This window comes from Lacrimispora indolis DSM 755 (assembly GCF_000526995.1).
GTDB classification, from domain to species: Bacteria; Bacillota; Clostridia; order Lachnospirales; family Lachnospiraceae; genus Lacrimispora; species Lacrimispora indolis.
In genome coordinates this window covers 121448-136233 of the sequence record NZ_AZUI01000001.1, presented here as the reverse complement: position 1 = coordinate 136233, position 14786 = coordinate 121448, and the positions used below count along the sequence as shown (strand labels likewise).

The window sequence follows — 14786 nt, the reverse complement described above, 5'->3', positions numbered from 1 at the left end:
ATGAAAAAGAGATGGTTGGCACTAGGAGGGCTGCTCCTTATGCTGTCACTGACGGCCTGCGGCAAAGCGGAAACAAAGACAGAGACAAATGAAGAAACCAAAGCGGAGACTTCCCAGGGGCAGACAGGGGCAGCGGCTGCAGAGGGTGAGAAACAGAAGGTGGTATTCTGGTCCTGGCAGCCGACGGATAAGCAGATTGCAGAGCTGGAACCGGCGTTTGAAGCCGCTTATCCTAATATTGATCTGGAGTATTGGAGAGGAGAGCTGCCCGATTATCAGAAAAAGCTGCAGGTGGCCATTGCATCAGGAGAAGGTCCTGACCTGATGGGGATGCAGACAGGTGCGATGCTGAATCAATATTCAAAGTTTTTAGAACCCCTGGGACCGATTGCGGAAAACAGCTTCGGGGCCGGCTGGGAATCAAAATTTTTAACTGATGCTATCAATGAATGTAAAGATGTAAACGGAAATTACGTGGCACTTCCCGTCAACGTAAGCGGGCAGCAGTTTGTGATGTATAATAAAACTCTTCTTGATGAAGCCGGAATTACAAAAACTCCGGCCACCTATGAAGAGTGGAAGGAAATTGTTGAAACCTTAAGGGAAAAGTACCCGGATATCGTTCCGGTGGTGTACGGTGCAAAAGAGGCTGATAAATGTGTGGATATGTTCAATGCCTTAAGCCAGCAGTTCGGACCGGGAAAATTCTATGAGGCGGAAGAGGGAAAAATTCCATGGACCGATCAGGTATTTGTGGATACCATGACGGCATGGAAACAGATGTTTGAAGATAAAATGTTCCAGGATGGTGCCATTGGTCTTCAGATGTATCCTGATGCATCTATTAAATATTTTTTTGACAGAAAAGCTGTGATGTTTATGACCGGGTCCTGGCAGCCGGGAGCACTTCAGCAGGGCGGACCAAAATATAACGGTGCCACCAATGATGATGAATTCGGAATGTTTATTCTTCCCCAGATCGGACCTTACGAGTCAAAAGCAGTAGTTAGCACCGATATTGCGGTTGCTGTCAATAAAGATGCAAAAAACAAGGAAGCGGCCATTCTTTTGATGGAATTTATGACACAGGGAGAGGGCAGCCAGATCATGGCCAACCAGTTAAATGGTACCCCGGCTAATGTCAACGTTACTCCTGAAAACATTGATTCACTGGCAGCAGAATCAGAGCGTGAAATCATTCCTTATACTACGGAACTGATAAAAAACAGTGCAGGGAAGCGATTCCTTAATGATAAGGAGCTGGTATCGGCACTGGGTGTGGCAATGCAGGATGTTGTAACAGGAAAAGATATTGAAAAAGCGCTGCAGGAAGTGCAGAGTGCTTATGAGAAACTCAAATAAATGAATGGCAGCAGGGGATGAAGAAATTGAAATTCGGAAAAAAAGCAACACCATACTTGCTATTAATACCCATATTTTTAATCAGCGGAGTATTGCTCTATTATTGTATCGGCTACACCTTTTTTACCAGTTTCCACGAGTGGGATGGCATCAGTAAAGACATGACGTTCATCGGACTGGAAAATTACATCAATACCCTGACCAATCCCACTTTTTTTATCGCCCTGAAAAATAATCTGATCTTTTTTGCGGCCACGGTATTTGTACAGGCAGTTATCGGGTTGCTGCTGGCAGTTGTGCTGAAAGAAAGATTTCGCGGAAACACAGCTTTTAAGGGGTTGTTTTTTCTGCCGGTTATTATGGCTCCAGTGGTACTGGCTACCATTTTCAGGATGATACTGGACACAAACATTGGAGCCTTGAACATTATGCTGACAAATATCGGCCTTAAGTCCCTGGCCGTATCCTGGCTGGGAGATCCGAAATATGCTCTGTTTTCCATCATCTGTGTAAATATCTTTAACTGGATGGGATTCAGCATGATGACCTATTATGCAGGGCTTATGGCCATTGATGAACAGATTTATGAATCAGCGAAGCTGGATGGGGCCGGATTTTTCAGAACCTTGTTTTCCATTACCCTTCCAATGCTGAAAGGGACAACGGCCAGTCTGATCATGCTTGGCATTGTAGGATCGCTGAAAACCTTTGATATTGTCTTTTTGATGACCGGCGGAGGTCCGGGAAGGTCGACGGAGTTTTTAACTACGTTTCTATTTCGGAAATCCCTGGATGAATACAACGGAGGCCAGGCATCAGCCATAGGAATCATCATTCTGGTCATTGCCCTTACCATGGCGATGGTCCAGAACAGAGGCTATGAAAAATCAGAAGAAGAATAGGAGGATACCGTGAAAAGAAAATATCTATGGAAATGGCTGATTTTACTGCCTATGGCCGCGATCTGGTGTTATCCTCTGTTCGTAGCCTTTAAAGAGTCCCTGGCAATTAACGGCTTGGGAAATTATGAAGCGGTGCTCAACCATCCCAGAATCAGTTACCCCAGAGTGCTGTTTAACAGTGTATTCATATCAATTGTATCAACTGCAATCGTGGTAGTGATTTCTTCGCTGGCGGCCTATGGGTTTTCGAAGTTTCAGTTTAAAGGGAAAAAGCTGCTTTATTATCTGCTGGTGGCTTGTCTTACCCTGCCGCCGGCAGCCATCATGGTACCTCTTGTATTTTTCGGCAAAACCTTTAAGCTGAATAATACCTATACTTCCATGATCCTTATCATGGCATCCTTTCATGCTCCTTATATGATGGTTACAATGAGAAATTACTTTTCTACCATTCCGGATGCATTGCTGGAAGCGGCTGTCATTGACGGCGCTTCGCCAATGCAGATTTACAGGAGGGTGATGCTTCCATTGGGGCTTCCTGCCATTTTAAATGTATGTCTGTTAAGCTTTATCTACTGCTGGAATAACTATTTGATTCCGCTTATTTTTGTAACAAAAGAACCCATGTATACCATCACCCTGGCAACTACCTACCTGACAGATTCCGGGAACATGACCATGGAGATGCAGGCTCAGCTCTATGCATATCTGATTCTGGCGATTCTTCCGTCGGTACTGTTATACATGTTCTTAAACCGGTATTTCCGTTCCGATATGACATCTGGTGCGGTGAAATAAGAAAATTAGGGATTTGCTGACAGGCAAGGAGACGAGGGATATCCGCTTGATTCATTAGGAGACAAAATATGAAAAAACCAAACATTTTATTCCTGGTGGGGGACCATCAGGCTTACTACGGACATGAACAGTATTATTCCATCAGGCGTCCGGCATATCAAAGATTGGTTGCAAAAGGGGTGGACTTTAAGCGGGCGTATTGTTCTACGCCCCTTTGCTGTCCATCCAGGCGGACGATGGCAACCGGGCTTTACGCCTTCCATCACGGCCAGATCAATAATCAGGCATCTGCGGATTACAGTTATGAAACCTATATGGACTGTCTGAAAAAAGAAGGGTACCAGCTTTATTATTATGGAAAGTGGCACGCCGGAAAGGGAACCCCCGGTGACTTTGGTGCGGAAGGAGTATTCTGTGAGGATTATGGAAATCCCTACCTGCTTCCAACCTACCAAAAATATCTGGAGGAGTTTAATCTTCCGTTCCCGGTGGCATATATAGAACAAAACTGGTGCACTCCCGGCTGGATTGATGATATAATGGAGGGCAGCGAATACCGGCTTGACAGAAAGACTATGAATGAATGTATCTCAGGCATTCTAAAGACTCCGAAAGAAACTCATGAGGCTTTTTATCTGGCTTATGAAGCCTGCAAAAAACTGGAAGAGCTAAAGGATAACAGTCAGCCGTTCTGCCTGCGTGTTGATTTCTGGGGGCCTCACCAGCCCTACTTGCCCACAAGGGAGTATTCGGATCTTTATGATCCTGCATCCATACCGGTTTATCCCAGCTTTGAGGATGATTTAAGTACAAAACCGGATGTCTATCATTTTGAAGGAGGAAAGGGAATCAGTGAAGGTTACCGGATTCTTCAGCCAAACCCTGTTCCCTGGGACCAATGGGCGAAAACGTTATCACGGTGCTACGGGCAGATAACATTAACGGATGAAGCCGGCGGTCTGATTCTTGATAAGCTGGAGGAGCTGGGGCTGGCAGAAAATACATTGATTATCTGGACTGCGGACCATGGAGACGGCCTGGCCTGTCATGGCGGTCATTTTGACAAGGATGCTTATCTTGCCGAAGAAGTCATGCGTATCCCGGCAGGAGTCCGGTTTGACGGTCAGCTTCCTGCCGGTGTGATCAGCCATGCGCTGGTGAGCAATGTGGATTTTGCTCCCACCATTCTGGATGCGGCAGGAACCAGGTTTGGCGGGCAGGTGGACGGCAGGAGCCTCCTGTCCATCTTCAGAACAGGAGAGAGGCCCTGGAGAGAGGTGTTGTATGGGGAGACCTTTGGGCATCATTTTAAGCACAGAGGACAGATGATGGTGGATAGAAGGCATAAATATGTGAAAAATAAAGAGCAGATGGAAGAGCTTTATGATCTTTATCAGGATCCTTATGAAATGGATAATCTGGCGCTGAAGCCGGACCGGCAGCAGCTTCTTTCCGACATGAGGGAAAGGCTGGAGTCCTGGATCAGAGAGGAAGGAATAGATGAAGCCTAATATATTGTGGATTTGCACCGATCAGCAGAGGTTTGACAGCCTGGGCTGTTACGGAAATCAAAAGATTGATACTCCCAACATTGACCGGCTGGCAGAAGAAGGGGTGCTGTTTCAGAATGTTTACTGCCAGAGTCCGGTCTGCTCACCCTCCAGGGCTTCTTTTCTGACAGGTCGTTATCCTCGAACCTGCAGGGTCCGGCAGAATGGACAGAAAATACCGGAAACCGAACGGCTGGTCAGCAAATTGTTCGCTGACAGCGGTTATACCTGCGGTTTGTCCGGAAAGCTTCATATTGCTCCCTGCCACCCCAGCGTCAGTCCGTCCTCTGAACCAAGAATTGATGACGGATACCATGTTTTTCACTGGTCCCATCATCCTGATTTTTACGGAAAAAAAGAAAGCAACTGGCCGCTGAATGAATATAATATCTGGCTTTCGGAACAAGGGGAGGCTTATAAGAGGATTCCATATGAGAACTCAAAGTATGTATTTGTGGGTATGGACCGGCACTTAAGCCAGAGCAGATGGTGTGCCCATAACGCCATCAGCTTTATAAATGCTCACAGTGCGTATGCTCGTCCATGGTTTTTCTCTTTGAATTTTTATGACCCTCACCATGATTTTGACCCGCCCAGGGACTTGCTTGAAAAATATTTACAACGGGTGGACGAATCAGATCTGCCTGATTATGAGGCAGAAGAATGGAGGCAAAAGCCCTATGTTCAGCAAAGAGACCATAAAGGGGCTTACGATACTCCGGGATTTTTCGACTTTGATCAGATGACTGATCAGGATCATCTGCAGGTCAAAGCGGCTTATTATGCCATGGTAGAATTAATAGACCAGGAAGTGGGGCGTGTAATCCATGCGCTCCGTGCAAGCGGTCAGTATGAAAATACCATTGTAATCTTTACCTCTGATCATGGTGAAATGCTGGGAGATCATGGGATCTATTTAAAGGGACCTTATTTTTATGATCCCCTTGTAAAGGTTCCCCTGATCATTACCTGGCCGGGAAGGATCTTGGAGGGAAAAGAGAGAGAAGCCCTGACTGAGCTTTTAGACCTGGCCCCTACGCTTTTAGACTTGGCAAATCTTGACCCGTATCCGGGAATGCAGGGGAAAAGCTTAAAGAAACTGCTCACGGAAAAAGATGCGCCGGATCATCATCGGGATGCGGTCTACTCAGAATATTATAATTCCATGGGAAATCACCAGGATTTAAAAGCATACCTGACTATGGTTGCAGACCGTCGCTATAAAATGGTGTACTGTCACAGCAGCAGCCAGGGAGAACTGTATGACAGGGAAACTGATCCGGGAGAACACACCAATCTTTATTACCGCTCGGAAATGACAAAGGTCCGGCTTTCCATGCTGGAAACAATGACAAACAAAATGGCTTTTACCATTGACCCGCTTCCGGACAGAGAGGCGATTTATTAGATCCAGGGAGTAACGAATGAGACGTAGTATTAAAAGAAAATTGCAGTTAAGCTTCACAGGGATTTTTCTTGTATTAACAGTGTTGGTTTGTCTGGCATGGTACAAGATGATGGGAGATATGGCAAAGGACCAGGCGGTTCGGTATTTTAACAGGACAGTGGATTCTCTCAATGAGGAATTTGACAGTCTGATGAAGGATGCGAACTATATCTCCCTGATCCTATCTTTTAATGCTGCCGATCAAAGTCAGATTTTAACGGGAAGGAATGCCATTGAAACCTATCGGGAGCTGGAAAGCGACCGGATTCTGACACGCAGTGTCAACGATTTTTACTCCTACAGAAGCTACATCTCAAGTATTATGCTTTGTGGCGTCAATGGCAGGGTGTTTTCAAACGGCGTGGTTTTATCGCCGGGAGAAATTTCCGGAATGCCGTGGTTTACTGATCTGGAGCAGTCTGGTCAGAATGGAATATTTATTAAAACCCACTCCAACGACACCACGGAAAACCGCCAGAAAAGTTATGTCATTTCGGCGGGCCGGAAATTGTTAAACGGTGATAAACATATCGGTTATCTTCTGGTGGATATTTCCTATGAATATATCAATAACCGGTTCAGCAAATCAGTCATGGATGGCAGCACGCTCCTGATCATAGATGATCAGGGCGGGGTGATTTATGACAGCAATTCCCCTAAAGTGCCCGTGGATACTATTTATGATACCAGATTCAAAGACATCATAGGAAATTTAAACGGTCAGCAGGACCAGATCAGTATTAAAATCGGCTCAAAAGAGTACCTTGCCATCTATAAGCGGTCAGATTTTACTAATTGGACTACCATATCATTGATGCCGACAGAAATTATTTTAAGGGATGTCAACAAAACCTTAAATATGGTTGTGCTGTTAAGCATTGTCTGCCTTGCTGCCGGAATCTTGCTGATCGGTAAATTCAGCACCCTGCTGACGAGAAATGTGCTGAAACTAAAAGAATATGTAGACCATGTGGATGCCAGTAATTTAAAGGCACTGCCCCAGCTTAATTCCGGGGATGAAATTGGCGCTTTGGGCACAAGTTTTAATCAGATGATTGAGCGGGTGAATCAATTGATGAGTGATCTGGAAGACAGAAAACAGCGGGAGCGGCAGGCCGAGTTTCAGGCGCTTTACGCACAGATTTCACCACATTTTCTTTCCAACACGTTAAACACCATCAGTTGGATGGCGGGCCGGCAGAACGCTGCCAATATCAGTGAAATCACCACCTCTCTGATAACTCTTCTTCATTACAGCATGAAAAATAAAAATGAAGTAGTGACTCTGAAGGAAGAATTGGAATATGTGAAAAATTATCTGACCATACAGGAATATCGGTATTATGGGCTGTTCGATGTAAAGTATTCACTGGATAAGGAGACAGGGGGCTGCCGGATTTTAAAATTTATCATACAGCCGCTGGTAGAAAATTCAATTATGCATGGTATTGCCAAATTGCAGAAACAGGGTAAAATTTTAATCATGGCAAAGCGGAGAGAAGACCGGCTTGTTATAGTTGTAGCGGACAACGGTGTGGGTTTTTCTGAAGAGACTTTTAAACAGCATAAGACACATCATATCGGACTTGATAATGTGAGGGAAAGAATCAGCCTGTTTTACGGAGACGAATATTTTCTTCAGATTGAGAGCAGAGAAAACTATTATACCAAGGTGACCATGGAACTGCCTTATATCAGAGAAGAATCGTAAAGGCGGGAAGGTGTTTTTGATGGGGGAATAACTGGATGCTGCATTTGATGATTGTGGATGATGACGCGCTGATGGGAAATCAACTGGCAGCAATGCTGGACTGGAAAGAATTCGGCGTGGAAATAGTTTATTTTGCTTCCGATGGCCAGGAGGCTATTGATGCCCTGAAAAGCCATGGAGTTGATTTTGTCATGACGGATATGGAGATGCCTGGGGTTGATGGGGTTGCGCTGATCGAATATATCAGCGTTCATTATCCGGAAATTTATGTGGTGGCATTAAGTGCTTATGATGATTTTCACTATGTCAGAGGAAGCATGAAATATGGAGCTCATGATTATCTGCTGAAAAACAAGCTGTCAAAGGAGGTTCTTATTGGGATGCTCACGGAGCTAAAGGATAAGGAGCAGATCGCAGATGAGCTGAAAGCACATCAGGAACTGACTAAAGAACAGCTTCAGGACTCTTTTTTCCGGAGAGTGCTGTTTCGCAGTGACTATGATAAAGTACAGATCGGACATATCATAAAGAATCTTAACATTCCTTTTAATAAAGACTGTCTGTCAGTATTGCTTGTGGATGGTGATTTTTTTAATGATCAGGTATTAAGCCGGTCCGTATTTCATATGTGTCAACAGATTTTAAAAGATGCAGATTTTGTGAAATTGCTGGAACTGGATCAGGGCAGCTTTTGTTTTATCATTTCTTTTAGGACCGAAGTCAGCCAGGCGGCGGTTTTAAAGAAACTGGAGCAGTGGGGCAATACGATTATTAGTAATGGAAGGAAGTTTTTTAATGTTTCTGTCAATATAAGCATTTCGGAGGTTTGCAGCGATATTTCAAAGCTGAATCAGTTTTATCGTCAGGCGGTGAAAAACGGAGAGTATTTTTTCTACGATGACAGCCTGTCGATGATCTGTAGCTGGGCATTTACTAATAAAGCTAGGGAAAAAAGTCAGAAACTCCAGTTTCCGGATATCAGGGAATTGAAAAAATGGATTATGGATGGTAAGCAAAAAGAAATGACAGATCATTGGGAACAATTTTTTGAACATGCCAGACAGATGAGACTGCCGGCAGGAGAATTTTCCTCAGAGGCTGCACTTCAGCTCAATCAGATTTTACTTTTTGGTGAAGAACTGGGGGCAAGCAGGTATTATCTGTTAGGTGAAAAAGAATATTCCTTCAATGATTTGAAAAATATCCGCACTTTAAGCCGCTTTAAAGAATTGTATATGTCTGTGATTAAACGGCTCTGTGAAGCGGTAACGCCGGAATACGAAAATAATTTTTATCATAAATATACGAAATATGCTTTAAAAAAGGTTCATACCAGTTACTCACAGCCGCTGACCTTAAACGATATTGCATCAGAGCTTTCAGTTACTCCTGCCTATATCAGCAGCGTGTTTAAGCAGGATATAGGGATCGGATTCAATGAATACTTAAATAAGCTTCGAATTGAAAGGGTGATCGAACATATCAGAAAAGGTGACGGAAAATTAAAAGACATTGTTAACAGTGTGGGCTTTCAGAATTACAATTACTTTTTTAAAGTGTTTAAGGAACATACGGGATTGACGCCTGCGCAGTATTTCAGGTGATCATTTAGGAGGACATCAGGAAATGAAAATAAAAAATCCGGTACCGATCAGCAATATCGGCGATCCATATATTCTCAAAGTGAAAGATATCTATTATTTATATGCCACCAGCCATTTTAACGGATTTTACTGCTGGAAATCAGCCGATCTGTCAACTTGGGGCGAGCCGGTGATCTGTTATGAGGCAACAGATAAAAGCTTTGGGAACAGCTGTTTCTGGGCTCCGGAAGTGTATGAATTTAACGGACGGTTTTATATCTATTACACGGCACAGTGGAAGATTTTTAAAGAAGAAAGCTTAAGGATCGGAGTTGCTGTTTCAGATCATCCCGAAGGCCCGTTTATGGACGTTCATGAGGAAGCTCCCATGTTTGATTTTGGCTACGGGGTGCTGGATGCTCATATTTTAAAAGATGGAGAAAAAAACTATCTTTATTATTCCAGGGCCGGAGAGGGGCACATGGTTGACGGAGCCAAAGAATCCGACCTCTATGTGGCGGAGCTGGCTCATGATCTTATTTCTGTGAAAGGTGAAGGAGTGCTGATTGCCAGACCGGAACAGGAATGGGAGAGGAAAGAACGAGAAGTGCCCCAGTACTGGAATGAAGGGGCGTTTGTTATTAAGCATCAGGGTAGATATCATATGATGTATTCTGCAAATTTTTATGCATCGGCAGATTATGGGATTGGCGGAGCGGTTGCAGATCATCCTATGGGTCCGTTTGTGAAGTATGAAGATAATCCAATTCTTTCCACCAGCAGCACCATTTCCGGACCGGGGCACAACAGTGTAGTTAAGGTTTCTGATGGAACATATTTTTGTGTCTACCATGCTCATACCGACTATCAGAACCCAAGTGGAGACAGACAGGTGTATATAGCGCCCATGTGGTTTGAGAATGGAAAAATCAAGGTGGAGTCTCCGTTAATCGAGAAATAATGTGACATCTGTACATGTGTGTGATCACTCTATGTATGGTAGTTATTAACAAGAACGTTTTGTTCCAAACCGATATCAGACAAAAGTTTCAAGTATACATCAATCTTGCCATGCTCGTCCACCACGATTTTGTCAATGACACGTTTGAGCTGGGCATTGGTCATGTGCTCCATAGAAAGAATACTTTCTAAGTCCTTAAATGTGTTATGAAGCACCTGCTCCGGCTGATTGCCCTTGCTTAGATTGTATTTAACCAGTTTTAATTCATTCTCGCACTTCTCAATCTCTATATTAAGAGATGATACCTTTCCTCTTAATTCTTCTCTGGTTATCAGCTCGTTTTGCCCTCTTGCTTTTAGTGGGCAATTCTGAGTACCAGCAGTTCCCTACCTTCTGCGACTGAACACCCAGCTCCTTTTTGGTGGTTTTCAAGGTGCGCTCGGAAATATTCTGCTTCCGGGTCTCCTCCAATAGTACCGAACTTTCCTGCCTGCCCTGGCTCAGCATCATGAGTAAAAGTACCTTTGCCTCCTTCAACACATTCCGCTTGATTTCCGTAAAGCCCAGGAGCGCGTCCACGGTGATGCAGCTCGTCCCTAAAAAGCGGAAGATGTCCCCCAACTCAAAGGCAATGGAGTCACCAGTGGGAGCAAGGTTGCTTTTACTGTGCGCCATAATGCGGATTTGCGGGTCTTTCGGGGATCTTTCAACCACCAGCACACTGCGAGCGGCAGCGGTGATGTCGATGGAGCCCAGTCCACGGTATCCACTTTTTGCTCCACACTTGTTCATATGGCCGATGATGACCACGGCACACCCGGTTTCCTCCGCAATCTGCCCCAGCTTGTGGAAAACAGGGCGAATCTCATTGGTACGATGCATACCACGTTTGCCCCAAGGTAAGCCTGTAAGGGGTCAAGGATCAGCAGCTTTGCGCCTGTCTGCCGGATCGCCTCACTGAGAGAAAGCATGGTCTTGCTCTCGTCAATCACAGAAACCCGGTCACAGTCAGCGGCTATCGCCAGCAGTCGAGGTTTGATGGTATCGGACAGACCGTCCTCTGCAGTTTGGTAAATAACGTTCATAGGCGGCTGTGGCTGGCATTCCGGCAATGGCTCTCCCTTGGTGAGCAGTGCTGTAATAGCGAGAATTAGGTGTGTCTTTCCCTCGCCGGGATCGCCCTGCAATATGGTGATTTTCCCAAGGGGGATATAGGGATACCACAGCCATGCAACCGGTGTTACATCTAGTGCATAAAACCCGCCATTTCACCGAGTATTGTGACCGAAAAATAGAAAACGGCCGCACCTGCAAGCAAGTTGGACCGAAAGCGGTATTAAATGCACAGTTGGAAAAACAGGAGAATGCAGCACTCAAGGAGTATGACCGCGTTCGCAAGGCGAAGCAGCAGAAACGGGAGCGGGACAGGAATAAGGAAACAGCGGAGAATGCCGGGAAAGCACAGGCGGCGTATGATCTGTGGTCGGAGCCTGCGATAGCGGCGAGGGAGAGGTTTGTTGCTGGGGAGATGTCGGAGGGGGAGTTTTTGAGGGAAATTAAAAAGAGTCAGGTTGATGCTGATATTGATGAGGTGAAATGATGATATTTGTGACAAGTGATACCCACGGAGAGTACACTCGCTTCAAGACGGTGCTGCGTAAAAATACAGTTGGGAATCTTGCACTTACATGCCAAACCGTCACCCGGGCGGGATGCCTTTTTCACTGCCCTCAAGAAATCGAGACAATAACCGCATATTCACCTATTCATATTTTCTTAACTTAATGTATTATCGTCTGAACTGTTACCCTTGGTAATGAAATAAAAATACAGAATAAAATATTTATATTGTAATTTAATTACGCATGGTGTATAATACTATTAAAGATACATAGCTATAAGAAGTGAGGGATACACTATGGATTTTCCAAATACAGGTTATCAGTTACGGGTACAATCAATACTGGCTGAAATTACGAAGAATGAAAAGAAAATTTATGAATTTATTGAAAACAACCGGAGAGACATAATTCATATGTCTGTTGCAGATGCAGCGGAAGCTTGTGAGGTCAGCGAGCCGACAATCGTAAGATATGCTCAAAAACTTGGTTATAAAGGATATCAGGCGATGAAAATCAGTATTGCGCAGGAGAGCATTGAACCGGAACAACAAATCTATGGTCATCTTGCAAAGGATGATACGATTTCGACAATTGTCAATAAGATTATTGACTCCAATATCCAGTCACTAAAAGACACCAGCGATGTACTTAACCGGGAAAGTATCGATGATGCAGTTAATCTGATCCTGGGATGCCGGCGGCTTTTATTCTTTGGTGTTGGCGGCTCTGGCTGCATAGCACTGGATGGACAACATAAATTTATAAAAATCGGCTATTTGGCAATGGCTTTTTCTGACAGTAATCTGCAGGCAATGGCAGCGTCAGTCTTAACTCCTAAGGACGTTGTGGTGGCCATCTCTCATTCAGGGGCGTCAAAGGATATTTTGATGGCATTGGAAATCGCCAGGAACTCAGGGGCGAGAACTATTGCAATTACCAACTATGGTCGGTCGCCGATTGTCGACAGTGCTGAAGTTGTACTTTTTACGTCTTCGAATGAAACTGCATTTAACAGTGATGCACTATCTTCAAGAATTGCGGAACTGTCTATTATCGATATGTTGTATATTGGTGTTTCTTACAAACGATATGATGAATCCTATGCTGAGATATTAAAAACAAGGAAGGCTTTGGATGCTACGAAAATTTAAGGGGGTGATAAAGGCAGGAGATGAGGGATTACTTTAGAGGAGGTGATGGAAGCCGGTCAACATTTATGGAAATCAGGAAAGGAGGGGAAAACATGTTTTGTGGTATTGATTTGGGTACTTCCGGAGTAAAGGCAGCAGTTTTTGACACCCATGGAAAACAGCTGGCATTTGCCAGAAGGGAGGTGGATTTAGTCCATCCCCGGACCGGATGGTCTGAACTGGAACCGGAAAATTATCTGAATAAGGTTTATGAGGTTATACAAGAGGTATCAGAACAATGCAGCGGTGCAATAAGGTCAGTCGCAGTATCCTCTCAGGCTCAGGCGGTTGTTCCGATCGATAAGGATGGAAAAGCATTATATAACATCATTGTCACCATGGACAACAGGACTTTGAGGCAATATCAGTTCTGGCAGGAAAATTATGATGAATGGGAACTGTATCAGCGCACTGGCAATAGTTTTGCTTCAATTTACACAGTAAATAAGATTATGTGGCACAAGGAATATATGCCAGAGGTCTATGAAAATACCTGGAAGTTCTGCTGCGTACAGGACTATGTGGTTTTTATGCTGACAGGAAGGGGACCATTTATTGATTATTCCATGGCTGGACGTACGATGATGCTGTCTTTAGAAAAACCTGAGTGGGATGAACGGATATTAAAAATCGCCGAAATACCAAACGAAAAGCTGTCTCAACCAGTCAGAGCGTCAACGATTGTGGGAACTGTAAAACAAAATATCAGAGCTTTGACAGGACTAAGAAATGATTGTCAGGTGGTTCTGGGAGGTCATGATCAGGCTTGCGGAGCAATTGGCAGCGGTGTGCTCAGACAAGGCCAGTTGATGGATGCCTGCGGGACTGTAGATGCTATGGTTTCTGTACTGCCGGGTGTGACCATTGATCAGGCGATGCTTAAGAATAAACTGCCATGTTACAGACATGTGGATGGCAGCAGTTATATTACAATGGCAATTAATACAAATGGTGGTTTGTTTTTGAAATGGTATAAAAATACCTTCTTCAATGAGGAATCACAGTTGTGCAGCAAACAGAACTGTGATATTTATACACATATGATTGAGGGGTGCGCGAACACTCCTGCTGATATCTATGTATTACCTCATCTGGAAGGTGTAGGTACACCAGTAAATGACCCGCTATCTCTTGGAGCCATAATTGGCTTAAGAGTCAGTCATACCAAAAAAGACATTACCCGTGCTGTACTTGATTCGCTGGGGTATGAGATGAAACTGAATCTCATTGCAATCGAACAGAGCACAGGTCAGAAAATCGAAGAAATCCGCATGATAGGCGGTGGCGTCAAAACTCCCAAATGGTTACAGATAAAAGCCGATATATTTAACAGGACCATTACTACATTGCAGACACAGGAAGCGGCAGCACTGGGAGCAGCTATCATCGGAGCTGTTGGAACCGGATATTTTAGAGGGTTTGAGCACGCAGTCAGTGACATGGTTCAAACCGCAGGAACATATATTCCGGATCCGAACATGGCCCAAAAATATGAAGTCAGATTTTCCGAGTATAAAACAATCTATCCGGAATTGACGAATATCAATCATGCCATTTCCGATCGTACATCTTTATTATAATTCTATTTTAAATGTTTGTCAAATAATTATTGGTATCCCAGTGATACTTTTATTAAAGTATGCTAAAAATGGAGGATTTC

At 44.3% G+C, this 14786-nt stretch carries 14 protein-coding genes; 11 read left to right on the top strand and 3 right to left on the bottom strand.

The features are described from left to right. The 8 genes from K401_RS0100675 (at position 1) to K401_RS0100640 (ending at position 10314) form a co-directional block, all read left to right on the top strand. Positions 1-1362 (top strand): ABC transporter substrate-binding protein, encoded by a 1362-nt coding sequence (locus K401_RS0100675; protein WP_084492755.1) that lies wholly within the window; start codon positions 1-3, stop codon positions 1360-1362. A 17-nt stretch (positions 1363-1379) separates the two neighbouring features. Next, on the top strand, positions 1380-2264 hold the full coding sequence (locus K401_RS0100670) for a carbohydrate ABC transporter permease (RefSeq protein ID WP_024291155.1): 885 nt from the start codon (positions 1380-1382) through the stop codon (positions 2262-2264). Positions 2265-2273: 9 nt separating this feature from the next. Further along, a complete protein-coding gene (locus K401_RS0100665) occupies positions 2274-3062 on the top strand; it encodes a carbohydrate ABC transporter permease (RefSeq protein WP_024291154.1) in 789 nt (262 codons plus the stop codon). A gap of 68 nt (positions 3063-3130) precedes the next feature. After that, complete coding sequence (locus K401_RS0100660; protein ID WP_024291153.1) at positions 3131-4573, top strand: sulfatase-like hydrolase/transferase; 1443 nt, start codon at positions 3131-3133, stop codon at positions 4571-4573. Further along, a complete protein-coding gene (locus K401_RS0100655) occupies positions 4563-6020 on the top strand; it encodes a sulfatase family protein (protein WP_024291152.1) in 1458 nt (485 codons plus the stop codon). Before K401_RS0100660 ends, K401_RS0100655 begins: the two co-directional genes overlap by 11 nt. 16 nt (positions 6021-6036) lie before the next feature. Further along, positions 6037-7770 carry a cache domain-containing sensor histidine kinase gene (locus tag K401_RS0100650; protein WP_024291151.1) on the top strand — a complete coding sequence of 578 codons (1734 nt, stop codon included), beginning with the start codon at positions 6037-6039 and terminating at the stop codon, positions 7768-7770. A 35-nt stretch (positions 7771-7805) separates the two neighbouring features. Further along, entirely contained in the window at positions 7806-9374 is a 1569-nt protein-coding gene (locus K401_RS0100645) for a response regulator transcription factor (RefSeq protein ID WP_024291150.1), read from the top strand. A 22-nt stretch (positions 9375-9396) separates the two neighbouring features. Further along, positions 9397-10314 (top strand): glycoside hydrolase family 43 protein, encoded by a 918-nt coding sequence (locus tag K401_RS0100640; RefSeq protein WP_024291149.1) that lies wholly within the window; start codon positions 9397-9399, stop codon positions 10312-10314. A 29-nt stretch (positions 10315-10343) separates the two neighbouring features. Here K401_RS0100640 and K401_RS32680 read toward each other — a convergent pair whose 3' ends face one another. The 3 genes from K401_RS32680 to K401_RS33450 all read right to left on the bottom strand — a co-directional run bounded on the left by K401_RS32680 (position 10344) and on the right by K401_RS33450 (position 11501). Further along, on the bottom strand, positions 10344-10529 hold the full coding sequence (locus K401_RS32680; protein ID WP_156945236.1) for a hypothetical protein: 186 nt from the start codon (positions 10527-10529) through the stop codon (positions 10344-10346). A gap of 76 nt (positions 10530-10605) precedes the next feature. Next, positions 10606-11124, bottom strand: coding sequence for an AAA family ATPase (locus K401_RS33455; RefSeq protein ID WP_242842288.1), 519 nt, complete (start codon positions 11122-11124; stop codon positions 10606-10608). After that, on the bottom strand, positions 11103-11501 hold the full coding sequence (locus K401_RS33450) for an AAA family ATPase (RefSeq protein ID WP_242842287.1): 399 nt from the start codon (positions 11499-11501) through the stop codon (positions 11103-11105). The genes K401_RS33455 and K401_RS33450 overlap by 22 nt, the downstream gene beginning before the upstream one ends. Before the next feature lie 41 nt (positions 11502-11542). On the opposite strand from K401_RS33450, the gene K401_RS0100625 reads away from it, so the two are divergent. The 3 genes from K401_RS0100625 (at position 11543) to K401_RS0100615 (ending at position 14706) form a co-directional block, all read left to right on the top strand. After that, complete coding sequence (locus tag K401_RS0100625; protein ID WP_024291148.1) at positions 11543-11914, top strand: hypothetical protein; 372 nt, start codon at positions 11543-11545, stop codon at positions 11912-11914. A gap of 318 nt (positions 11915-12232) precedes the next feature. Next, a complete protein-coding gene (locus K401_RS0100620) occupies positions 12233-13087 on the top strand; it encodes a MurR/RpiR family transcriptional regulator (RefSeq protein WP_024291147.1) in 855 nt (284 codons plus the stop codon). 92 nt (positions 13088-13179) lie between these two features. After that, on the top strand, positions 13180-14706 hold the full coding sequence (locus K401_RS0100615) for an FGGY-family carbohydrate kinase (RefSeq protein ID WP_024291146.1): 1527 nt from the start codon (positions 13180-13182) through the stop codon (positions 14704-14706). Positions 14707-14786: the final 80 nt, after the last annotated feature.